At 70.8% G+C, this 20,706-nt stretch carries 21 protein-coding genes; 9 read left to right on the top strand and 12 right to left on the bottom strand.

The window, feature by feature from the left end; genetic code table 11:
• The first annotated feature begins 34 nt into the window (after nucleotides 1-34).
• Both DJ019_RS18410 and DJ019_RS18405 read left to right on the top strand, forming a co-directional pair.
• Nucleotides 35-841 carry an MJ0042-type zinc finger domain-containing protein gene (locus DJ019_RS18410; protein ID WP_111277794.1) on the top strand — a complete coding sequence of 269 codons (807 nt, stop codon included), beginning with the start codon at nucleotides 35-37 and terminating at the stop codon, nucleotides 839-841.
• Nucleotides 828-1,358 (top strand): phosphoribosyltransferase, encoded by a 531-nt coding sequence (locus tag DJ019_RS18405; protein ID WP_111277792.1) that lies wholly within the window; start codon nucleotides 828-830, stop codon nucleotides 1,356-1,358. The genes DJ019_RS18410 and DJ019_RS18405 overlap by 14 nt, the downstream gene beginning before the upstream one ends.
• A 10-nt stretch (nucleotides 1,359-1,368) precedes the next feature.
• Here DJ019_RS18405 and lysA read toward each other — a convergent pair whose 3' ends face one another.
• From lysA to argH, 3 genes are read right to left on the bottom strand one after another with little or no spacing between them, the layout of a single operon-like run.
• Entirely contained in the window at nucleotides 1,369-2,637 is a 1,269-nt protein-coding gene (lysA, locus tag DJ019_RS18400) for a diaminopimelate decarboxylase (RefSeq protein ID WP_111277790.1), read from the bottom strand.
• The gene (locus DJ019_RS18395) at nucleotides 2,634-2,936 is read right to left on the bottom strand and encodes a hypothetical protein (protein ID WP_111277788.1); all 303 of its coding nucleotides are present in this window, start codon (nucleotides 2,934-2,936) and stop codon (nucleotides 2,634-2,636) included. Before DJ019_RS18395 ends, lysA begins: the two co-directional genes overlap by 4 nt.
• Entirely contained in the window at nucleotides 2,933-4,369 is a 1,437-nt protein-coding gene (argH, locus tag DJ019_RS18390; RefSeq protein ID WP_111277786.1) for an argininosuccinate lyase, read from the bottom strand. Before argH ends, DJ019_RS18395 begins: the two co-directional genes overlap by 4 nt.
• Between argH and DJ019_RS18385 the strand changes: the two genes are divergently transcribed.
• Entirely contained in the window at nucleotides 4,370-5,020 is a 651-nt protein-coding gene (locus DJ019_RS18385; RefSeq protein WP_111277784.1) for a TlpA family protein disulfide reductase, read from the top strand.
• Here DJ019_RS18385 and DJ019_RS18380 read toward each other — a convergent pair.
• Nucleotides 5,017-5,433, bottom strand: a complete 417-nt coding sequence (locus DJ019_RS18380; RefSeq protein ID WP_111277782.1) for a helix-turn-helix domain-containing protein — start codon at nucleotides 5,431-5,433, stop codon at nucleotides 5,017-5,019. The genes DJ019_RS18385 and DJ019_RS18380 overlap by 4 nt on opposite strands.
• 210 nt (nucleotides 5,434-5,643) lie before the next feature.
• On the opposite strand from DJ019_RS18380, the gene DJ019_RS18375 reads away from it, so the two are divergent.
• Complete coding sequence (locus tag DJ019_RS18375) at nucleotides 5,644-5,895, top strand: hypothetical protein (protein ID WP_133255333.1); 252 nt, start codon at nucleotides 5,644-5,646, stop codon at nucleotides 5,893-5,895.
• Between the two features lie 7 nt (nucleotides 5,896-5,902).
• On the opposite strand, the gene DJ019_RS18370 is transcribed toward DJ019_RS18375, so the two are convergent.
• Entirely contained in the window at nucleotides 5,903-7,390 is a 1,488-nt protein-coding gene (locus DJ019_RS18370; RefSeq protein WP_111277778.1) for an MBL fold metallo-hydrolase, read from the bottom strand.
• A 23-nt stretch (nucleotides 7,391-7,413) separates the two neighbouring features.
• The gene (locus DJ019_RS18365; RefSeq protein ID WP_111277776.1) at nucleotides 7,414-8,052 is read right to left on the bottom strand and encodes a TetR/AcrR family transcriptional regulator; all 639 of its coding nucleotides are present in this window, start codon (nucleotides 8,050-8,052) and stop codon (nucleotides 7,414-7,416) included.
• Between the two features lie 78 nt (nucleotides 8,053-8,130).
• Between DJ019_RS18365 and DJ019_RS18360 the strand changes: the two genes are divergently transcribed.
• Nucleotides 8,131-8,784: a 2-hydroxychromene-2-carboxylate isomerase gene (locus tag DJ019_RS18360; protein ID WP_111277774.1), complete on the top strand. Its 654-nt coding sequence runs from the start codon at nucleotides 8,131-8,133 to the stop codon at nucleotides 8,782-8,784.
• A 1-nt stretch (nucleotide 8,785) separates the two neighbouring features.
• Here DJ019_RS18360 and DJ019_RS18355 read toward each other — a convergent pair whose 3' ends face one another.
• Nucleotides 8,786-9,742, bottom strand: a complete 957-nt coding sequence (locus DJ019_RS18355; protein ID WP_111277772.1) for an endonuclease/exonuclease/phosphatase family protein — start codon at nucleotides 9,740-9,742, stop codon at nucleotides 8,786-8,788.
• Between the two features lie 176 nt (nucleotides 9,743-9,918).
• Between DJ019_RS18355 and DJ019_RS18350 the strand changes: the two genes are divergently transcribed.
• Complete coding sequence (locus DJ019_RS18350; RefSeq protein WP_165844073.1) at nucleotides 9,919-10,653, top strand: enoyl-CoA hydratase/isomerase family protein; 735 nt, start codon at nucleotides 9,919-9,921, stop codon at nucleotides 10,651-10,653.
• A 3-nt stretch (nucleotides 10,654-10,656) separates the two neighbouring features.
• Here the strand turns inward: DJ019_RS18350 and DJ019_RS18345 are convergent, their stop codons facing one another.
• Nucleotides 10,657-11,544: a transglutaminase family protein gene (locus DJ019_RS18345; protein WP_111277768.1), complete on the bottom strand. Its 888-nt coding sequence runs from the start codon at nucleotides 11,542-11,544 to the stop codon at nucleotides 10,657-10,659.
• A complete protein-coding gene (locus DJ019_RS18340; RefSeq protein ID WP_111277766.1) occupies nucleotides 11,541-14,066 on the bottom strand; it encodes a circularly permuted type 2 ATP-grasp protein in 2,526 nt (841 codons plus the stop codon). Before DJ019_RS18340 ends, DJ019_RS18345 begins: the two co-directional genes overlap by 4 nt.
• Nucleotides 14,067-14,181: 115 nt before the next feature.
• Between DJ019_RS18340 and DJ019_RS18335 the strand changes: the two genes are divergently transcribed.
• Complete coding sequence (locus DJ019_RS18335; protein WP_111277764.1) at nucleotides 14,182-15,111, top strand: glutaminase; 930 nt, start codon at nucleotides 14,182-14,184, stop codon at nucleotides 15,109-15,111.
• Here the strand turns inward: DJ019_RS18335 and DJ019_RS18330 are convergent.
• Both DJ019_RS18330 and DJ019_RS18325 read right to left on the bottom strand, forming a co-directional pair.
• Nucleotides 15,108-16,139 carry a formylglycine-generating enzyme family protein gene (locus DJ019_RS18330; RefSeq protein WP_111277762.1) on the bottom strand — a complete coding sequence of 344 codons (1,032 nt, stop codon included), beginning with the start codon at nucleotides 16,137-16,139 and terminating at the stop codon, nucleotides 15,108-15,110. The genes DJ019_RS18335 and DJ019_RS18330 overlap by 4 nt on opposite strands.
• Nucleotides 16,139-16,960, bottom strand: a complete 822-nt coding sequence (locus tag DJ019_RS18325) for an enoyl-CoA hydratase (protein WP_111277760.1) — start codon at nucleotides 16,958-16,960, stop codon at nucleotides 16,139-16,141. Before DJ019_RS18325 ends, DJ019_RS18330 begins: the two co-directional genes overlap by 1 nt.
• 109 nt (nucleotides 16,961-17,069) lie before the next feature.
• Between DJ019_RS18325 and DJ019_RS18320 the strand changes: the two genes are divergently transcribed.
• Nucleotides 17,070-17,819, top strand: coding sequence for a VOC family protein (locus tag DJ019_RS18320; protein WP_111277758.1), 750 nt, complete (start codon nucleotides 17,070-17,072; stop codon nucleotides 17,817-17,819).
• On the opposite strand, the gene DJ019_RS18315 is transcribed toward DJ019_RS18320, so the two are convergent.
• Complete coding sequence (locus DJ019_RS18315) at nucleotides 17,816-18,067, bottom strand: hypothetical protein (protein ID WP_111277756.1); 252 nt, start codon at nucleotides 18,065-18,067, stop codon at nucleotides 17,816-17,818. The genes DJ019_RS18320 and DJ019_RS18315 overlap by 4 nt on opposite strands.
• A 109-nt stretch (nucleotides 18,068-18,176) precedes the next feature.
• Between DJ019_RS18315 and DJ019_RS18310 the strand changes: the two genes are divergently transcribed.
• Complete coding sequence (locus tag DJ019_RS18310; protein WP_111277754.1) at nucleotides 18,177-20,687, top strand: cation-translocating P-type ATPase; 2,511 nt, start codon at nucleotides 18,177-18,179, stop codon at nucleotides 20,685-20,687.
• Nucleotides 20,688-20,706: the final 19 nt, after the last annotated feature.

Raw genomic sequence — 20,706 nt, 5'->3', positions numbered from 1 at the left:
GAGGTCAGGGGTCTGGAGCGTCCGATTCGCCCGAATGATACTGACCTGTCCAGAGTGCGACACCAGCTATTTCGTGGACGATCTGCGGATCCCGCGGCTTGGCCGGATGGTGAAGTGCACGAGCTGCGGCCACCGTTGGCGCGCCTATCAGGACCGGAGCGAACCCGAGCCTGAGGCGCCCGAAGACGACCTCGTGGTGGAGGGGCCGGCCGAACCGCCGCCCGAGGAGCAGGTCGACTTCGTCGCTCCACCTCCCAGGCTGGAAAGGCCGGCGCGCCCGAAGACCCCACTGGCCGCGGCGATCGCCGCGGGCGTCGCGGTGGGCGTGGCGCTGCTTCTGTCGGGGCTGATCCTGGCGCGACAGCAGGTGGTCGGCGTGGTCCCCGGCATGGCGCCGCTCTTCGCCGCCATAGGCCTGCCCGTGAACACCATCGGCCTCGTGCTGGAGGACGTGGCGTCCAAGGAGACCTTCCAGGGCGGACGCCCGGTGCTGGCGGTGACCGGCGCGGTCCGATCGGTGCGGGATGAGCCGGTGGACGCTCCGCCGATCCGCGTCAGCCTGCTGGACAAGGACGACAAGCCGCTGACCAGCCTGGTCGTAGCCCCCCTGAACGGCCGGGTCCCGCCGGGGGCAAAGCGCTATTTCGCCGTCTCGCTTCCGGACCCGCCGTCCGGAGCCTTCGAACTGGAGGTCGCGTTCGATCCGGAGGCCAAGGCGCCCGCAAAGGCCGCGCAGAGCCACGCCGCCGCCCCGGCCGCCCCTGCCGGACCGGAACCGGTCGAGGCCCAGCCCCTTCCCGCCGACAGTCCGGACGCCCTGAAGACGCATGAGCCGCATTGAGCCCCCGACAGTCCTGATCTCCGAGGCGGAAGTGGCGCAGCGGGTGGACGCCCTGGCGGCCGAGATCGCCCCGCGCATCGACGACGAGACGGTGGTCGTGTGCCTGCTCACCGGCGGCATCTGGTTTGCCGCCGACCTGACGCGGGCGCTCGCCCGGCGGGGCCGGCTGGTGCGGTTCGACGCCCTATGGCTGGCTTCGTACAAGGACGAGCGGCAATCCAGCGGCCGGTGCGAGGTGCGCGCGGACATGCAGCGGCCGATCGCCGGCCGGAAGGCGCTGATCGTCGACGACGTGTTCGATACCGGCCTATCGCTGTCGGAGGCGAAACGGCTGGTGAAGGATTCGGGCGCCAGCGAGGTGCTGACGGCGGTCTTCGCCCGCAAGCCGTGGCCGACGGAGCGATCCATCGAGCCCGACTTCGTGGCCTGGGAGGCCCCTGAGCGGTTCCTGGTCGGCTATGGCCTGGACGTGGCGGGGGGAATGCGCGGCCTGCCCTACATCGGGGCGATGGACTGAGCAGCGGAAGCTACAGCCAGTCCGGCAGGCGCTCGCGATCCAGCATGTCCTGGTAGGTGGGCCGCGGCCGCACGACGGCGTAGTCGTCGCCTTTCACCAGCACTTCGGGGACCAGCAGGCGGGAGTTGTATTCGCTGGCCATCGCCGCGCCATACGCGCCCGCGCTCATGAACGCGATGAGGTCGCCCGCCTGCATCGGCGGCAGGGCGCGGTCGCGGGTAAAGGTGTCGCCCGTCTCGCAGACCGGGCCGACCACGTCATAGACCACCGGCTCGCCGGCGCGGGGCTTCACCGGTCGGATGTCGTGGTAGGCGTCGTACATGGCCGGGCGAAGCAGGTCGTTCATGGCCGCGTCCAGCACGAGGAACTTGCGGCCCTCGGGGCGCTCGTGGACGTGGTTCACCCGGGCGATCAGGACGCCGGCGTTGGCGGCGATCATGCGGCCCGGCTCGAAGGCGAGCTGGACGTCGAGGCCCCTGGTCACGCGCCCGATCATCGCGGCGTAGGCGTCGGGCCCGGGTGGCTCCGGCTGGTTGAAGTAGGGCACGCCCAGGCCGCCGCCGAGGTCCAGGCGCTCGACCGGCAGCCCCTCGGCCTTCAGCCGCTCCACGAGGCCGCGCATCTTGGCGAACGCGGCTTCCATGGGCGCAAGGTCGGTGATCTGGCTGCCGATGTGGCAGGCGACGCCCGCCGGCCGGACGCCCGCCATGTTCGAAGCGTTGGCGTAGAGCCGCTCAGCCTCGGAGAAGCTGACACCGAACTTGTTCTCGGCCTTGCCGGTGGAGATCTTGGCGTGGCCGCCGGCCTCGACGTCGGGGTTGACCCGGATCGCCACGGTCGCCCGCTTGCCGAGGCTTTGGGCCACGCGGTTGACCGCGTGCAGCTCGGGCTCGGACTCGACGTTGATCTCGGCGACGCCGGTTTCCACCGCGAAGGCGATCTCTTGGTCAGTCTTGCCGACGCCGGAGAAGACGATGCGTTCGGGCGGGACGCCCGCGGCCAGGGCGCGGCGGATCTCCCCCTCGGAGACCACGTCAGCGCCGGCGCCGAGGCGCGCCAGGGTGCGCAGGACCGCGACGTTCGAGTTGGCCTTTACCGCGAAGGCGATGAGCGGATCCTTGAGGCCAGCGCCCGTCAGCGCGTCGCGCAGGACCGTGAAGTGCCGCTCCAGCGTGGCCGACGAATAGACGTAGACAGGGGTTCCCACGGCCTCGGCGATGCGGACCAGCGGCACGCCCTCACACCAGAGCTCGCCCCCCTGGAGCTCGAAGTGATTCATCGGCGAGGATTGGCGTAGGGGTCGGGCAGGGCGCTGGGCGGCGCCGGGGCGGTCGGATTCTGGCCGCTGCCGGGGATCGGCAGGGTGCGCGGCGGCGCCGGGTCGGTGGCGCGGTCGCGCGGGTCGACCGTGTCGACAGGCCGGCTCGGATCCTGCTGGCGCTGGGCGCTGTCGGCGTCCTTCGTCGTGTTGCGCTCGGCGCCGAACAGCGGGCCGGGGCGCTCGAGCGGACCCACCTTGCCGCAGCCGGCGAGACCGGCAGCGAGGGCGAGGGCGCCGATCATCAGGATGCGGGTCATGCCAGGGCTTCCTTCCAACGCTTGATCTGCGCCCGGACCTGGTCCGGCGCGGTTCCGCCATAACTCTTCCGGCTGCCGGCGGACGCGCTCGGCGTCAGCACCTCGTAGACGTCCGGCCCGATGCCCTGGGAGAGGGCCTGCAGCTCGGCCAGCGGCAGCTCGGCGAGATCGCAGCCGAGCTGCTCGGCCCGCTTCACCGCCGCGCCCGTCACATGGTGGGCGTCGCGGAACGGCATGTCGAGCGTGCGTACCAGCCAGTCGGCGAGATCGGTGGCGGTGGAGAAGCCGGCGCCCGCGGCGGCGGCCATCCGGGGGGCGACCGGCTCGAGGTCGGCGACCATGCCGGCCATGGCTTTCAGGCTCAGCTCGAGGGCGTCAAAGGCCTCGAACGTGGGCACCTTGTCCTCCTGCATGTCCTTGGAATAGGCGAGCGGCAGGCCCTTCATGACGACGGTGAGCTGGGTGAACGATCCGAGCAGGCGGCCCACCTTGGCCCTGACCAGTTCGGCCGCGTCGGGGTTCTTCTTCTGCGGCATGATGGACGAGCCGGTCGTGAAGGCGTCGGACAGCCGGATGAAGCCGAACTGCGGCGTCGTCCAGATGACGATCTCCTCGGCCAGGCGCGAGAGGTGCACGCCGCACAGCGTGGCGGCGGCGAGGGCCTCCAGCGCGAAGTCGCGGTCGGAGACGCTGTCGAGGGAGTTGGCCGTCGGGCGGTCGAACCCGAGCGCCTTGGCGGTCATCTCGCGGTCGATGGGAAAGGGCGATCCGGCCAGGGCGGCGGCGCCGAGCGGGCTCTCGTTCATCCGGCGGCGCGCGTCGGAGAAGCGGCTGGCGTCGCGGCCGAACATCTCCACATAGGCCATCAGATGGTGGCCGAAGGTGACGGGCTGGGCCGGCTGCAGGTGGGTGAAGCCCGGCATCAGCGTATCGGCGTGAGCCTCGGCCTGCGCCACCAGCGCCGCCTGCAGCGCCCGGAGCTGGGCGATGGTGCGGTCGCACGCGTCGCGAACCCACATGCGGAAGTCCAGGGCCACCTGGTCGTTGCGGGAGCGCGCCGTGTGGAGCCGGCCCGCCACCGGCCCGATCAGCTCGCGCAGGCGGGCCTCCACGTTCATGTGGATGTCCTCGTATTCCTCGCGGAACGGAAACGTGCCGTCGGCGATCTCGCCGGCGATCTTGTCGAGGCCCTTCTGGATCGCGGCCTCGTCCTCGCTTGCAATTACGCCCGCGCTGCACAACATCGCGGCGTGCGCCCGCGAGCCGGCAAGGTCTTGCGCCGCGAGTCGCTTGTCGAACCCGATGGAGACGTTGATCGCCTGCATCAGTTCGGCAGGCTTGTCGGAAAACCTGCCGCCCCACATGGCTTGCCCGGATGAGGCCTGCCCGGACGGGGTCTGGCCGGCCGGCGTGTTGGAGGAAGACGAGGTCATATGAGCGAAGATCCGCAAGCGCAGGGTAAGCCCAAGGGCGGGATCCTGACCTGGGCCCTCTGGGGCGCCGCCCTCGTGGGCGTCGCGGCGGTTGTCTACATCATCGTCCAGGCTTCCACCAACACGGCGCCGACACAGCCGTCAGCGCCGGCGCCCGCAGCGGCCGGGGCCAAGACGGGCGGAGCCTCGTTCGCAGACAAGCTGACCACGCCGACGCAGCCGACGCCCTCGCCGGACTACGCCTTCTACGACTCGGCCGGAAAGCCGCTGAAGGTCGCCGACCTGAAGGGGAAGGTGGTTGTCCTGAACATCTGGGCGACGTGGTGCGCGCCCTGCAAGGTCGAGATGCCCACCCTGGCCAAGCTGGCCAAGACCTACGAAGGTCAGCCGGTCGAAGTGGTGGCGGTCAGCATCGATTCCGTGGACGCGGCCGATCAGGCGCGCCTGTTCATCGCTCAGAACGCGCCGCTCAAGTTCTACCACGACCGCGAAATGAAGCTGCCGTTCAAGCTGGTTCCCGCCGCGCCAGGCGCGCCCACGACCGTCGTCTATGGCAAGGACGGCCTGGAAGTCGGGCGGGTCGCGGGCGAGGCCGACTGGTCCGGCCCCGAGGCCCGCGCCCTGGTCGAAAAGGCCCTGGCCGGCGCCTAGACTGTCGCCGCTTCCTTGGCCGTGGCCTGTTGCGCCGTCAGGCTGCGGACCAGATTGACCAGCGAGCTACGCACCTCCGGCGGCAGCCGTTCGTAGGCCGACAGCAGTTCCAGCGCGCCCGGCGTACGCATCCGGGTGAGCAGGTCAAGGTCGTCGGCGGTCTCTTTGTCGGCGCCGTCGAAGACGTCCATCAGGTCGGTGACCCGGCAGCGGAGCGCGCGCGCGATCTGCACCAGGCGAGAGAATGAGATCCGGTTGGTCCCGTTCTCGTATTTCTGGATTTGCTGGAAGCTGACGCCGCACTGATCGGCGAGCGCTTCCTGCGACATACCGATAGTCCGGCGACGAATGCGCACCGCGGCCCCGAGCGCGATGTCCATTGGATCAGGCGCCTTGGTCGACACCTCCGACATGGCAGTACCTCCATTGTGCGAGTGTTCCCGTCTTCACCCGCAAGCCCAAGTTGCGACTAAGCGCCTTCGTCTTAAAACCGCAAAGCTATTTCAGCCTTGAGGCGACCGGCGTTCAACCCACCCGAACGCACACTAAACCGTCGTGGTTAAGGTCTTGGTGACCGAAGCACCGCCGAACTGGGCTTTCGAGAGTTGTGGTTTCCGAAGGTCATGCGAGTCATCCGCCTGCATCCCCCGTTCGACCACGGCGCCGCGTTGCGGGTGCCGCCGGCGCACGATCGAAAGAACTGGACCGTCCTCTGGCAATGGCTGGGCGAGGACGCCCAATCGGTCGCCGAGGCCGCCGCCGTTCAGGTTCGGACGCCCGAGGGCCCGGTCGTGGCGCACTCCGGCGACTGGATCGTCCTGTCGCACTCCGGCGCCTTCCACGTGGCCCACACGATGCGGCCCTGCGACGCCTGAGGGCGTCCTACTTCGGCACGCGCCCGATGCGGATCTCCGTGGACCCCACGGGCAGGGTGTAGAGGCTGCCGTCCTCGGCGAGGTCCCAGTCGCCCTGCCGGGCATCGTCCAGGCCCCGCGTGAAGATCGACTTCAGGATCGCGTTATCCGGCGCCGGGATCAGGTGGTAGAGGACAAGCATTCGCGCGCCCGCCTGGTTGGCCGCCTGCGCCGCCTCCTTGGGTGAGATATGGTAGTCCTGAATGTCGTGCATGATGTGCGCGATGCGGGGCTTGCTGACGTCTCTCGCCGTGGCCTCCATGGTTCGGACCATCTCGCGGTTCAGCGCCTCGGACATGAAGATGTCGGCGCCGCGCGAGGCCGCGGTGAGCGGCGCGTAGGCGGTGGTGTCGCCGGTCACCACCAGCGAGCGGCCCCTGTAGTCGAAGCGGTAGGCATAGGCCGGCGCGACCGGCGCGTGGTTGGTCTCGATTGCGGTGATGCGCATCTGGCCGTCGTCATGGATCACGGCCGTCCGGGGCTGGCCCTGCGTCGCGGCCGGCAGGGCGATCGGCCGGGCGACGAGCGTCGACGTGGCTGGCGGCATGATCGCGGCGGTGTGGTGAGCCGTGCGGTAGCCCCGGTCCTGGGCGTAGGCCAGGTTGAACCCGTCGACCACCTGCTCGACGCCCGGGCCGCCATAGACAGCCAGCGGCGCCGGCCGGCCGGGCACCCAGGTCTGCAGGTTCAGTTCGCCCAGGTCGCCGATGTGGTCGGAATGGAAGTGGGTCAGCAGGACCCCGGCCGTCCGGTCCAGCGGCACGCCCCACTGCATCAGGTTCTTGGTCGACTCCGGGCCGCTGTCGACGATCCAGATCTTGCCGCCCGCCATGACGGCGACGCAGGCCTTGGCGCGCTTGGGGCTGGGAAGCGGCGCCGAGGTGCCGCAGAGCGCCACGCGGAGGGCGGAGGGGTCGGTCACCAGGGTGGCGTTGTCCCGGCGGATGTTCACCGCGGCGACGCGCTGGAGCAGGCCGTCCTGGACCGCCGGCATGTTCAGCGCCACGGCGCCGAGGCCGAGAACCATGGCGACGATCACACCCGCCATGGCGAGGGCGCGGAGCGGCCGGCTGGGCTCGCCCGAACGCGGCAGCGCCCGGACGCAGAGCACGAGCGCGACGAGACCCACGATCTCCACGGGCAGGTTGGGGACGAGGCCGGCCGCGCCGCCGCCCATGGCTGCGCCGAGCAGCCGCCCGAGGATGATCGCGCCCAGCACGATGGCCGCCGCCGTCAGCAAACCCCTGCGCCGCGACCAGACGCCCACCAGACAGAGCACCGCCAGGCCGAGGAAGACGCCGCCGAAGTCCCCTCGGAGGGTCGATAGTCCCACAGGGCCCAGCGGCTCCACGGCGAACCGCGCCGCCGCGCGCTCCGGAGCCACCCAGAAGCCGAAGCCGAGGGCGGCGAAGATCAGGCCGTAGAGACCGACGACGATTCGGCTGGCGATGAGCATGGCGGGGTTCCTATCGGGCGCGCTCAGAGCGGCGGCCCGTTGAAAAGGTCGGTGGCGGCGCGCGTGGCGACGGTTCGGGCGGCGGGGGTCTCGACCCCCAGGGCGCGGAGCAGGCCGAAGGCGAGGTCCTGGGCGAGGGCGGCGGCATGGGCGGGCGATCCCTGCTCCACCACGCGCGACACCGCCATCTGCACGACGCCGACGGCCAGCAAAACGGCCGCTTCGAGGGAGACGCCGCCGAACCGCCCGGCCGCGAGGCCCGCCTGGATATCGGCGCGCACGCCGGCGTTCATCGGCGCGTCCGGAATCGCCGCGCTGTGGAACAGGCGCTGGCCCAGGCGGGCGCTCTCGGGGTTCTCCAGCGCCTGCCGGGCGAAGCCGCAGACCGCGCGGGCGACGCGCTCGGCCGGGTCCTCGATGCCGATCCCGACGCGAGCGGCCAGCGCTTCGGCGCCCAGGCGGGCTTGGTCGGCCAGTGTGCGGGCCAGCGCGTCCTTGTCGGGAAAGTGGTTGTAGAAGCTGCCCTTGGCGACGTCGGCCGCGGCGACGATGTCGTCGATGCTGACACCATCGACCGAACGCTCGGCGAACAGCGTCTGGCCCGCACGCAGTAGCGCCGCGCGCGTCCTGATCCTTCGCCTGTCGATCCTGGGCTCGCCCACGGCCGCCTCGAATTTGACTATATGGTCATTAATGGACTAAACAGTCAGAAAAGCAAGCCGGTCGGAGGAGCCGCCCCCATGACGCTCGAGGTCGAGGCCTTCTGGTCGTTCCGCAGTCCCTATTCGTACCTGGCCACACCGCGCATGGCCGAGATCGCCGAGCGCTACGACGTCGACCTCAAGGTGCGGCCCGTCTATCCGCTGGCCGTCCGAGTGGACGGCTTCTTCGAGCGCCAGGATCCGCGCTGGCCGATGTATGTGGTGCGCGACTGTTTCCGCACGGCGCAGATGCTGGGCATGACCTTCGGCCCGCCGCGCCCGGATCCGATCGTGATGGACATGCGCACCCGCGAGATCCCCAAGGAACAGCCCTACATCCGCCGGCTGACGCACCTGGGTCAGGCCGCGGTCGAGCGAGGCCGCGGCATCCCCTTCATCTGCGAGGTCAGCAGGCTGATCTGGAGCGGCGAGGTCCAGGGCTGGAACGAGGGCGACCACCTGGCGCGCGCCACCGAGCGGGCCGGCCTGGACCTCGCCGAACTGGACGCCGTGGTCGCGGCCGAGGGCGATCGGCTGGAGGACGCCGTCCAGGCCAGCCACGCCCGCATGGACGAGGTGGGCCATTGGGGGGTTCCGACCTTCGTCTTCAAGGATGAGCCGTTCTTCGGCCAGGACCGGATCGAGACCCTGGTCTGGCGCCTGAAGCAGCACGGACTGGTGGAGCGCTCCTGAGCTATCGCTTCCAGGCGACCTTCACGCCCCACTTGCCGAACTGGGGCTTCACTTCGACGCCGGGCGCTGGCCGGTAAGCCGCCAGGGTGGTCGCCGACCAACTCAGGCGATAGCGGACCAGATAGCCTTCGTGGTCCGAAAGCATCGGCCGGTCCTGGCCGGTGAACAGCATCTCGGCGCGGACCGGCTGCACCTGCACGGCGCCGGGCTGGAACGCCTGCAGGTCCTGTCGGCGTAGCCAGGGTTCGGCGTGGAGGTCGGACGCGCCGTCGCCGCATGCGGCTTCGGGCTGATGGCAGAACTCACCGACCACGGTGTAGGGCCGCCCGAGCGCCTGGTAATAGTACCGGGCCGGCGAGTTGCGGATGTTGAAGTCGCCGCCCACCACCATCGGCGCGGCCGGCTCGCGGTGAGCCTTGATGAACTGGAACAGCTCGCGGGTCTGGGCCTGGTGGGCGGGCAGGGTCTGAGAAAGCGGCGCGCGCGAGGCCTTGCGGGCGTTCATGTGGGTGTTGACCACGTCCACCGGCGTCGGCAGCCCCTCGGGGGCCAGCCGCACCAGCATGGCGCCCTTGTTGGCCAGGCAGTCCAGGCCCGCGCAGTTGCGGAACGCGGCGGCCTTCACGTCGACGATGGGCTCGTCGCTCAGGACATGCAGCCCGCCGCCGGTCAGGTTGCGCAGGCCACGGCTTGGACCCCTCGCCCAGTAGCGATAGCCGCTTTCGCGCACGAGATCGGCGATCTCCTGCCGGAACCCCTCCTGGATGAGCACCACGTCCGGCTCGCGACCTTCGCGCCGGAGGGTCGCCAGCTCACGACCGATCTCGCGAAGCGCCTCACCGCGGCCGCGCGCGATGGGCCACGGAAGACCCTTCACGTTGTAGGTGAGGACGCTCATCTCGGCGCTCTGGACCAGCGCGGCCGGCGCGTGCGCCGGGTGTACAGGTTCGAAGTCCATCTGCCCCATGCCCCAGGACCTGTCTGTGCGGGGAAATGACGTGGTTCGCTGACGGGCGTGTGACGCGGGCGCCCTCGTTTTGCGACAGGGTGAGCGCGCGAGGCTGACGTGAGGGCGCCATTGCGGGGCGCCGAGGTTGCCGACAACTTGCTCCGCGAACGAGAGAGGGACCCGCCGTGGCCGACGACATCCTGCTGACCGAAGACCTGGACGGGGTCCAGCGCCTGACCTTCAACCGGCCCGACCGGCTCAACGCCCTGAACCAGCCGATGGCCGAGGCCCTGCTGACGCACTTCGAGGGGCTTCGCCGGCGCGAGGATGTGCGCGTGGTCGTGATCCGCGGCGCGGGCCGGGCCTTCTCCGCCGGCGCCGACCTGAAGGCGATGGGCCAGCCCGACATGCTGCGCGATGGGCCGAAGGGCGACTGGGTCCTGCGCGACCTGATGAAGGCCATGCGCGCCTGTCCGCAGCCCCTGATCTCCACGGTGCGCGGCGCGGCCGCAGGAGGTGGGTTGGCCATCGCCCTGGCGAGCGACGTGATCGTGGCCAGCGAGAGCGCGGCGTTCCACCCGGCGTTCCTGGCGATCGGCCTGTCGGGCGCGGAGCTGGGCGTGAGCTGGCGGCTGCAGCGGGCCATCGGCCTGTCGAAAGCCCGGGAGGTGCTGCTGGCGGGCCGTCCGCTGAACGCGGCCGCGGCGCTGGAGGCGGGCCTCGTATCGGCCGTGACGCCCGAGGCCGAGCTGGACGACTACGGCATGGCCCTGGCGCGCGACATGGCCAAGGCTCAGCCCGACGCCCTGCGCCTGACCAAGCGCAGCCTGGACGCCACCCTGGAGGCGGTGAGCTTCGACACCGCTCTGGAGATCGAGGAACGCGCCCAGATGCTGATGATCGCCCGCCGCCGGGGGTAGGGCTCAGGCTGCTGCGTCCTCGGGCGTGACGTCGACCTCGACCTTCAGGCTCTGGCCGCCGGAGGCGAGGATGACGCCGTCTATGGGCGCCACGTCCGCGTAGTCGCGGCCAACGGCCAGCACCAGGTGGTCGTCGCCGGCGAGGATGGCGTTGGTGGGGTCGAAGCCGACCCAGCCCAGCGCCTCGCCGCACCAGACCGAGACCCAGGCATGGGTGGCGTCGGCGCCCTCGAGGCGAGGCTGACCCGGCGGCGGTACGGTGCGCAGATAGCCGCTGACGTATGCCGCGGGCAGGCCGAGGCCTCGCAGGCCGCAGATCATGATCTGGGCGAAGTCCTGGCAGACGCCGTGACGGGCGGCGAAGGCCTGGGCCACCGGCGTCGAGACTTCCGTGGCGCTGGGATCGTAACGGAACTCGGCGTGGATGCGACGGTTCAGCTCGGCCACGGCGGCGACGATCGGGCGGCCTGGCGTCAAGCTCACACGGGCATAGGCGGTGATGTCCGGGACGATCGGCGTCCGCGGCGTGGGAAAGAGGTAGGCGGCCGGGCCGTCGGCCGTGAGGTCGCGGCTTTCCAGCACCGCTGCGCGGATGGTCTCCCAGGCCGGACTGACGGCCGGGTCGCCGGCCGCCGGGGTATGAACGTCGATGTGCGCGCGGGCCTCGATGACCAGCGCCCTGTGCGGCGTGTCGACGGTTACGGTGAGGACGCGCGCGCCGAAGGGGCCGACGCGGTCCAGGATCGCCGAGGGCGGCGGCGAGACGTCGATGTCGCTGTCCAGCACCGTCTGTCCCGGCGACGAGCGCGGCGTCAGTCGCAAGACGCAGCGGGCGAATCCGACCTCGCTGTCGTAGCTGTAGGTGGTCCGGTGGCGCAGGCGGTACCTCACGCCAGCCCCACGAGCTTGACGGTCGGAACGGCGCTGGCGCCCTGGAGGAAGAAGCGGTCGGCGATAGCGTTGGAAAGCCGCATCAGGGCGCGCTCGTAGGACAGCGCCTTGTCGGCGCCGAGACCGGCGGCGTCTTCCGTCTCCAGCTCGGCGGCCAGAGGCAGGAGGATCCGCGCCGGCGCCTCGGGAATCCCATCCTCCCGCAGCGTGGGGAGCACCGAGAGGTGTTCCTTCAGCGCCGCTACCTGGAAAGCGACCGATCGGGTGTTGAACGGGTCCAGCATCACGAGATCGCGCACGGGCGTCCGTGCGAGGCCGACGATATAGCGGGCCCGGTAGGTGATCTGGCTGTCGTTGAGGTCGAGCAGAAGGTCGAGGTCGTCGATGGTCGCGCCGTCGTGCGCGAGCGCGCGGGCGAGTTGGCAGGTGTCGATCCCGCGCTCGATCCGCCGGCCCATGTCCAGGAAACGCCAGCCGGCCACCCGGTTCATGTTCTCCTGCGTCAGGCCGGAAAGGCCGGCGATGTGGCGCAAGGCGTTCTCGGCCTGCTCCAGCGCCTGGGCTTCCGAATGGATGTCCTCCGCGCTGCCCGCCAGATCACCTTCCAGGTCGACCAGCAGGCCCCAGAAGTCGGCCGAGAGCCGCTCGCGCATCCCAGAGGCGGTGCGCTTGGCCGCGCGCACGAGATGGATGACCGAGCCGGACGCCGCCTCGTCGTGCAGGCTGTGGCGGGCGCAGTCCAGCGCGCGGCCGGTGCGGGTGTGGGCGGCCAGGGCGCCCCAGTCCACCAGCAGCGCGTGCAGCGCCTCGAATGTCTCGCCGCGGCCATGCAGGGAGGACTCCGAATCCATCAGGCTGGAGCACAGGGCCCGCACTAGGCGCAGGGTCGCCTCCGCCCGCTCTATGTAGCGGCCCAGCCAGAAGAGATTGTCGGCGGCCCGGCTGGGCAGGTGGCCCAGGATGCGGCGAACCTTCACGTCGTCGTCGCTGGCGATCAGGGTCAACCGTTCCACCGGCTTGTCGTCGATGACCCAGACGTCCGCGGTTCGGGCCCCTTCGCCCATGGAGACCGCGCGGGCGTCTGGATGGTCGGCGGTGCGACAGAACCCACCGGGCATGATCTTCAGCCCTTCCGGCGTCCAGGCGGCGAAGACCCGAAGGACGAACGGCGCGGCCTCAAGCCGCCCGTCGCGGAGGACCGGCATGGTGGACAGGTGCGCCACCTCCTGACCGACGAAGTCGCCGGGGCGGTCGGCGAGCCGGGCGCGCAGCTCGGCCCTGGCGTCCGGCACCAGGTCCGCCACCAGCCGCGGGCCGCAGAGCGGCTCGCCGAGGCTGTTGAACGCGGGAGCTATTGCGAGCTCGTCGAAGCGGGCTTCCACATGGGCCTGCTCGGCGGCCTGTCCGCACCACCATGTGGCTATGTTGGGCAGCTTCAGCGGCTCGCCCAGCAGGCGCTCGCAGAGCCGGGGCAGGAAGGCCATCAGGGCCCGGGACTCAAGCACGCCGGAGCCGGGCATGTTCAGCACCGTCACGCCGCCCGCGCGGATGACTTCCAGCAGGCCCGGCACACCGAGCCGCGAGGCGGCGTTGAGCTCCAGGGGGTCGAGGAAGTCGGCGTCGACCCGACGCAGGATCACGTCTGCCCGCTTGAGGCCGGCGATGGTGCGCACCCAGACCTTGCCGTCGCGCGCTACCAGGTCGTCGCCCTCCACGAGCAGGAAGCCGAGATAACGGGCGAGGTGCGCCTGTTCGAAATAGGTCTGGCTGAACGGGCCGGGGGTCAGCAGGCAGATTCGGGGTTCGGCCCGGTCGGCGGTAGCCGCCAGGCCCCGGCGCAGCGAGTCGAAGAAAGGCGCGAGCCGGTGCACGTTCAGGCCGTTGTAGAGATTGGGATAGGCCCGACTGACCACCAGCCGGTTCTCCAGAGCGTAGCCGGCGCCGGACGGGGCCTGGGCGCGGTCCTCCAGCACCCACCAGCGGCCGTCCGGTCCGCGCCCCAGGTCGGCGGCGTAGAGCTGGAGGTGGCGGCCGCAGGGCGGGGTAACGCCGCGCATGACCCGCAGGAAGTCCGGACTGCCGGTGACGACGGGCGCGGGCAGCGCGCCATCGGCCACCAGCCGCCCCGGTCCGTAGACGTCCTCGAGCACCGCTTCCATGAGCTGCGCGCGCTGGGCGACGCCGGCGGCGATCTGGTCCCACTCCGCCTGGGGCAGGATCAGCGGCAGCGCGTCCAGCGGCCAGCTCCGCTCCCCGTCTTCGCCATAGATCCGGTACGAGGCGCCCGAGTCGCGGATGTGGCGGGCGGCCATGCCAAACCGGCCGTCCGCGTCATTGTCGCCATAGCCGGCCAGTTCGCTCAGGAACGCCAGCCAATGCTCGCGCGCTTGGCCGTCCGGACCAAACAGCTCGTCCGGCACGCCAGGAAGCGGGCGGTAGCCCTCCAGCCATCGGACGAGCCGCGGCGGCAGGCCCGAGCCTGACCCCTTAGATCGCCTGGGCGATGTGGTGTCGTCGGCCACCGCGGTTCCTCTGCCCGAGGCCGCCCATGGGCCCCACCCCGTGCGGACGGTAGCACAGGTCGCGCGGGTGTCTCCGCCGGTTGCTGCGGCCTGACGCGCCGCCTACACCTTGGCCATGGGAACCCTCGACCTTGCCGCCATCGTCGCCGACGTCGGGCGCGAGATGCAGTCGCATCGCGGCGAAGGACATGTGGCCGACTATATCCCGGCCCTTGCGCGGGTGGATGCGCGGCGGTTCGGACTGGCGGTCGTCACCTGCGGCGGCGAGACGTTCGAGACCGGCGACGCCTGGGTTCCATTCTCGATCCAGAGCATCTCCAAGGTCTTCACGCTGACGCTAGCGCTGGAACGGCTGGGCGAGGATCTTTGGGCGCGGGTCGGGCGCGAGCCGTCCGGCTCACGCTTCAACTCCATCGTCCAGCTCGAAGCCGAGCATGGTGTTCCACGAAACCCGTTCATCAACGCGGGAGCCATCGTCACGACCGACGCCCTGATGGCGGGACGCGGGCGCGACGAGGTGATCGCGGAGATCCGCGACACCCTGCGGCGACTTGCCGACAACGACACGATCGACCTCGACAAGGAGGTGGCCGAGTCCGAGGCGGCGACCGGCTTTCGCAACTACGCCCTCGCCAACTTCATGCGTGGGTTCGACAACCTGCGAAGCCCGGTGGAGGAGGTGCTGCAGACCTATTTCCACCAGTGCGCCATGCGGATCACCTGCCGCCAGCTCGCCCGCGCCGGCCTCTTCCTGGCCAACGGCGGCGTCGACCCGATCTCCGGTGAGCGGGTCGTGAGCGCCGAGCATGCCCGTCGCATCTGCGCGATCATGATGACCTGCGGGCATTACGACGCCTCGGGCGATTTCGCCTTCAAGGTGGGCCTGCCGGGAAAGAGCGGCGTCGGCGGCGGCATCCTGACCATCGCGCCGGGCAAGGCGGCGATCGCCGTCTGGTCACCGGGGCTGAACGAGGTCGGCAACTCCCAGGTCGGGACCCTGGCGCTGGAGCGGCTGGTCGCGAAGACCGGCTGGTCGGTGTTCTAGGTCTTCTCCCGCAGCACCGTTCGGAAGCCGACGTGATCTGATCCCGTATCCGTCGGCCCCGCCTCGCGGGCGGGCGGCCGGTAGCGGAAGCAGAAGTTGTCGGCGCAGAGGAACGAGCCGCCCTTGATGACCCGGCGCTTCTCGCTGGGGTCGCTGGGCAGATAGGCCTCGCGCTCCGTCGGGCCGACCGGGTCGACGACTTCGCTGGGATCGAGGCCCGGCGCGTACCAGTCCTTGGTCCATTCCCAGACGTTGCCCGCCATGTCGCGGAGCCCATAGCCGTTGGCGGGAAAGCAGCCCACCGGCGCGGTGGTCGCCTTGTAGCCGTCGGCGCCGGAGTCCACCGACGGGAACGGTCCCTGCCAGACGTTGGCCTGCGGGGTCTTCATGTCGAGCGGGGCATTGCCCCAGGTGTAGGCGGCGTCCTTCAGTCCCCCGCGCGCGGCGTATTCCCACTCGGCCTCGGTCGGCAGGTCGCGGCCGAGCCAGCGGGCGTAGGCGAGGGCGTCGTCATAGGCGATGTTCACGACCGGCCAGGCGCCCTTGCCCTCGATCGAGCTGCCCGGTCCCTGCGGATGGCGCCAGTCGGCGCCCTGGATCACCTGCCACCAGCGGCCGGGTCCCTCGTTCGGATTGGACGCGCCGACGAAGACGATGGCCGAGGGTTTCAGCTGATCGCCAGAAAGACCGGGATACCGCTTCGGATCCAGAGGACGCTCGGCCAGGGTCACGTAGCCGGTGGCGGCCACGAACCGGGCGAACTGGTCGTTCGTCACCTCGGTCCGGTCGATCCAGAAGGTCCCGACGCGGGTCTTGCGGGGCGGGCCCTCCTCGCCACGCGCCGGCGCCGCGCCCTGCAGGAACTCGCCGCCGGCGATGCGGACCATGCCGCCGGTCGCCGGCGCCGGCTGCGGCGTGGCCAGGTTCGCCAGGCAGGGTTGGCCGGCCTTCCTCGCTTCGGCGACGGGGTCCTGCCGGCAGCCGGCCAGCGCCAGCGCCGCCACGATCACGGGAACGAAGGAGCGCATCAGCGACCCTGGAACACCGGCGCGCGCCTTTCAACGAAGGCCCGGGCGGCCTCCTTGTGGTCGGCGGTCTGACCGCAGTGGACGTGGTGGGTGGCCTCCAGGTCCAGACAGTCGTCGACGTCGCCGGCCATGGCGCGGTTCAGGTTTTCCTTCATGTAGCGGTAGGCGATGGTCGGCCCGCCTGCCAGGCGGCTGGCGATCTCGCGGGTCCTCGAGGCCAGCTCGTCCGGCTCGACGACCCAGTTGGCGAGGCCCAGACGCAGGGCTTCGTCGGCGCTCACCCGGTCGGACAGGAAATAGAGTTCCCGCGCCTTCGCCGATCCCACGAGCTGCGTCAGGAAGTAGGTCCCGCCGTAGTCGCCCGAGAACCCGACCTTGGCGAAGGCGGTGGTCATGATGGCGGTGCGGGACATGATCCTGAGGTCGCAGGCGAGGGCGAGCGACAGCCCCGCGCCGGCCGCCGCGCCCGGCAGGGCGGCGATGGTGGGCTTGGGCATCTTGAACAGCTTGCCGGCCGTGGCCCGCTGGTTCACCCGCTGGCGATGGATGGCCTCGTCGATGGGCGTAGGCTCGCCGCCGCCGGCGTTGCGGTTGTCCATGCCCTTCACGTCGCCGCCGGCGCAGAAGCCGTTCCCCGCGCCGGTCAGCACCACGACCTTCACCTGCGGCTCCAGCTCAGCCCAGGCGAGCTGTTCGGACAGCGCCGCATTCATCGCCCCGCTCATCGCGTTGCGCGCCTCGGGCCGGTTCAGGGTGAGCGTCAGGACGCCGTCGTCCAGGTCGGCGATGAGGTCGGTCGTGCCGGTGTCTCGGGCGGCCATGCGGGGAGTCCTCCTTGTCGTTGCGCCGACGATAGGCCGCCGCGGCTTGACCGTCATCCGCCCGGGGCATTCAGTCCGCCATAGACACAAGGAAGGGGAGGAGTAGCGGATGCGGCTTCGGCAGATCGCACTGGTGGGCGCCGACCTCGACGCGGCGAAGTCGGAGATCGTCGACGTGCTGGGGCTGGGGCCTGCGTACGCGGACCCGGGCGTCGGCAAGTACGGCCTGGCGAACCAGGTCTGGCCGATCGGCGACACCTTCCTCGAAGTGGTCTCACCAAAGCAGGCGGGGACGACCGCCGGGCGGCTGCTGGAGAAGCGCGGCGGCGATGGCGGCTACATGGTCATCCTGCAGGTTGACGACCTGGAGGCGGCGCGGGCGCGGCTGGCGGCCGAGAGGGTGCGGGTGGTGGACCAGTTCGATGGTGACGGGGTCCATTTCACCCATCTCCATCCCAAGGACGTCGGCGGCGCGATCCTCTCCATCGACGCGATGGTCCCGAAGGCGCGCTGGCAGTGGGGCGGTCCGGACTGGGAGAAGAACGTCCGCACGGAGGTTTCCACCGCCATCGTGGGCGGCGAATTGCAGGGCGAGGATCCCGACGCCATGTCGTCCCGCTGGGCCGCGGTGCTGGGAATGCCGCGCGAGGCGGCGGTCAGCGGGTGGCGGATCGCTCTGGACGGCGGCGAACTCCGGTTCGTTGCGGCGAAGGACGGTCGCGGGGATGGCCTGGGCTGCTTCGATGTGGCGGTCCGTGACCCCGAGGCCGTGCGTGAGCGCGCCAAGTCCCGCGGCGCGGTCGACGCCGACGGGGAGGTGGTCCTCTGCGGGACCCGGGTCAGACTGGTGAAAGCCTAGGTATCGGCCAGCAAGGGCGCCTTCAGGCCGGCATGCTGCAGGCGCAGTCCGGCGGCTCTGCTGCACAGGTCCAGGCTTTCGGCCATGAGGCGCGTATTGGCCTCCATCACCGCCATCGGCGTCACGGCGCCCGCAAGGGACGTAAGATAGTCGCCCCAAAGGCCGCAGGCGCAGGTCCAGAGCTCCAGCGCTTCAGACGCGCTAGCCTCCATGAGGGCCGCGCTGGGCATGGGTGGGGTGGCGGACATGGCGCGCTCCTTTGGCGAAGAAAGCTATCATGAAGGTCGCCCGCCACGTTGAGGCGGATCAAGCGACAGCGATCAAGGCGCCGTGATCGGCCTGGGCTATGCTGGAGATATGTCCGATCCGCCGCCTGAGTCCGCTTATTCCGACCACGGCCTGAACGGCCTTTCCGAAGCAGAAGCGGCGCGTCGGCTCGCGTGCGACGGTCCAAACCAGCTCAGCGAGTCGCGCCGGCGCCGACTGCCGCAGATCATCCGGGAAGTGCTGCGGGAGCCGATGTTCCTGTTGCTGCTCGTGGCCGTCGGCTTCTACTTCTTTCTCGGCGACACGGCCGAGGCCGCCTTCCTGTTCGCCGGCGCGGTGGCGACCATTGGCCTCGTCATCGTCCAGGAAGCACGGAGCGAGCGGGCGCTGGCGGCGCTCAAGGCGCTGGCCGAGCCCACGGCGCGGGTGATCCGGGGCGGGGCCGAGCGACGGGTTCCGGCGGCAGAGCTGGTCCGGGGCGATATCGTGCTCCTTGCGGAAGGTGGCAGGGCTCCGGCCGATGCGGCCCTGGTGGCGGGCGATGTCCTCTCCGTCGATGAGTCGGTGTTGACGGGCGAGTCGGCGCCGGTGGTGCGATCGCCCCTCGCGCCGGGGGAAATCTCAGACCAGGGGGAAGCGCCCGAGCAGGCGCGCATCTGCGCCGGGACCCTGCTGGTCCGGGGGCACGGCGTCGGCCTGGTGACCGCGACGGGGCGCAATACCCGCATCGGGGGCATCGGGGCGGCCCTGGCGACAGCGGCGGAGCCGCCGACCCCGCTCCAGCAGGCGACGCGGCGGCTGGTGGGCATTCTGGGCGTCGCGGCCTTCGGCCTGGCGATCGCGGTGCTGCTGGCGCACGGGTTCATTCGCGGCGGTTGGATCGAGGGCGGCCTCGCGGCGCTCACCATCGGCATCGCCCTGGTGCCTGAGGAATTCCCTATGGTCCTGGCCGTCTTCCTCGCGCTGGGCGGCTGGCGGCTGGCGCAGAAGAAGGTGCTGGTGCGACGCACCGCGGCCATCGAGGCGCTCGGCGCCATCAGCGTGCTGTGCGTGGACAAGACGGGCACCTTGACCCGCAACGAGATGAGCGTCGCCGCGCTCTGGGCGGCAGGCCAGGAGGTCGGCGTCGGCGATTCCACCGGAGCCGCCGTGCTGCGAGCGGCGGCGGACGCCTCGGCCGTGCACCCGCTCGACCCGATGGATCGCGCCCTGCGCGCGGCTGCGCCTGACGCCAGCGTGGGGGAGGCGCCGTTGCGGTCCTATCCGCTGCGGCCTGACCGGCTTGCCTTCATCCAGGCCTGGCCGGAAGCGCGTGATGGCGTGCGCTATGCCGCCAAGGGGGCTCCCGAGGCGATCTTCGACCTCTGCCGGCTCGAACCGGCGGCGCGGAACGAGGTCCATGCCGCGGTCGCCGCCTTCGCGCGCCGGGGGTTGCGGGTGCTGGGCGTGGCGACAGCGACCGATGTCCGGGACCAGGGTGGCGACCCCGGGGACGCGACCTTCGGCTTTGACGGGCTCGTCGCCTTCGAGGATCCCGTGCGTGCGGACGTCCCGCCCGCCCTGGCGGCGGCGCGCGAGGCCGGGATTTCCGTGGCCATGATCACCGGCGACTTCCCCGACACCGCGCTCGCGATCGCCGCCCAGGCCGGCGTGGACGCCAGCGGCGGGGCCCTGACCGGCGCCGAACTGCGAGCGATGAGCGACGGGGAGCTCCGGGAGGCGGTGCGTCGGGTCCGCGTCTTCGCCCGCATCGATCCTGAGCAGAAGCTGCGGCTGGTCCAGGCCCTGCAGGCCAACGGCGAGCGCGTCGGCATGTTCGGCGACGGGGTGAACGATGCGCCGGCGCTGGAGGCTGCGCACGTCGGCGTGGCCATGGGCCAGCGCGGCGTCGATGTGGCGCGGGAGGCCTCGGACTTGATCCTGCTCGACGACCGCTTCGCCTCGGTCGTGTCGGGCATCGCCGAGGGCCGTCGCATCTACGGCAACCTGCGTGCGGCCCTGGCCTACATCGTCACCGTGCACATCCCTATGGCCGGGCTGGCGCTGCTGCCGCCGTTGATCGGCGCGCCGCCGGTGCTTTTCCCGCTCCAGGTCGTGCTGCTGGAACTGGTGATCGATCCCATGTGCGCCCTGGTTTTCGAGGGACGTCGGGCGTCGCATGGCTCCATGCAGCGGCCGCCGAGGCCCGGCGACGAGCCACTGATGGGCGTCACGCGACTACTGACGACCATCGGGCAGGGCGTCGCGCTGCTGGCCGGCGTGTTCGGCATGTATCTCTGGCTGCTGGATCAAGGGCAGCCGCCGGAGGCCGCGCGGGCCGCCGCGCTCGTCGCGCTGGTCGCCGCCAATCTGGGCGTCGCCGGGGTCCTGGCGGCCGCCGGGCGGGCCGTGCCGCGAAGGCAATTCCTGGCTTTCGGCGCGATCCTCGCCGGGGCGGTGGGATGCCTCGCGGCCGCGCTCCTGATTCCAGGACTGGCCATCCTCTTCGCCTTCGCCGCGCCCGCACCAGCGCTCCTCGCAGAGGTCGCCGCTCTGGGCGCGCTGGGGGGCGTCGCCGTGGGTTTCGCCGGCCGGCTGGTTCGCCTCCGTAGCGCTACCTAGGGAGCCGACACGAATGGCG

Origin of the sequence: Phenylobacterium kunshanense (assembly GCF_003254525.1) — a bacterium.
Lineage (GTDB): Bacteria > Pseudomonadota > Alphaproteobacteria > Caulobacterales > Caulobacteraceae > Phenylobacterium > Phenylobacterium kunshanense.
This window is presented reverse-complemented; position numbering and strand designations above follow the sequence as displayed.

Coding starts and splice junctions, on each gene's coding strand:
- DJ019_RS18320 (WP_111277758.1), top strand. CDS start 17,070: ATGCGGCTTCGGCAGATCGCACTGGTGGGCGCCGACCTCGACGCGGCG.
- DJ019_RS18405 (WP_111277792.1), top strand. CDS start 828: ATGAGCCGCATTGAGCCCCCGACAGTCCTGATCTCCGAGGCGGAAGTG.
- DJ019_RS18380 (WP_111277782.1), bottom strand. CDS start 5,433: ATGTCGGAGGTGTCGACCAAGGCGCCTGATCCAATGGACATCGCGCTC.
- argH (WP_111277786.1), bottom strand. CDS start 4,369: ATGACCTCGTCTTCCTCCAACACGCCGGCCGGCCAGACCCCGTCCGGG.
- DJ019_RS18355 (WP_111277772.1), bottom strand. CDS start 9,742: ATGGACTTCGAACCTGTACACCCGGCGCACGCGCCGGCCGCGCTGGTC.
- DJ019_RS18395 (WP_111277788.1), bottom strand. CDS start 2,936: ATGACCCGCATCCTGATGATCGGCGCCCTCGCCCTCGCTGCCGGTCTC.
- DJ019_RS18325 (WP_111277760.1), bottom strand. CDS start 16,960: ATGGCCGCCCGAGACACCGGCACGACCGACCTCATCGCCGACCTGGAC.
- lysA (WP_111277790.1), bottom strand. CDS start 2,637: ATGAATCACTTCGAGCTCCAGGGGGGCGAGCTCTGGTGTGAGGGCGTG.
- DJ019_RS18335 (WP_111277764.1), top strand. CDS start 14,182: ATGGGAACCCTCGACCTTGCCGCCATCGTCGCCGACGTCGGGCGCGAG.
- DJ019_RS18315 (WP_111277756.1), bottom strand. CDS start 18,067: ATGTCCGCCACCCCACCCATGCCCAGCGCGGCCCTCATGGAGGCTAGC.
- DJ019_RS18410 (WP_111277794.1), top strand. CDS start 35: ATGATACTGACCTGTCCAGAGTGCGACACCAGCTATTTCGTGGACGAT.
- DJ019_RS18310 (WP_111277754.1), top strand. CDS start 18,177: ATGTCCGATCCGCCGCCTGAGTCCGCTTATTCCGACCACGGCCTGAAC.
- DJ019_RS18360 (WP_111277774.1), top strand. CDS start 8,131: ATGACGCTCGAGGTCGAGGCCTTCTGGTCGTTCCGCAGTCCCTATTCG.
- DJ019_RS18370 (WP_111277778.1), bottom strand. CDS start 7,390: ATGCTCATCGCCAGCCGAATCGTCGTCGGTCTCTACGGCCTGATCTTC.
- DJ019_RS18375 (WP_133255333.1), top strand. CDS start 5,644: ATGCGAGTCATCCGCCTGCATCCCCCGTTCGACCACGGCGCCGCGTTG.
- DJ019_RS18330 (WP_111277762.1), bottom strand. CDS start 16,139: ATGCGCTCCTTCGTTCCCGTGATCGTGGCGGCGCTGGCGCTGGCCGGC.
- DJ019_RS18385 (WP_111277784.1), top strand. CDS start 4,370: ATGAGCGAAGATCCGCAAGCGCAGGGTAAGCCCAAGGGCGGGATCCTG.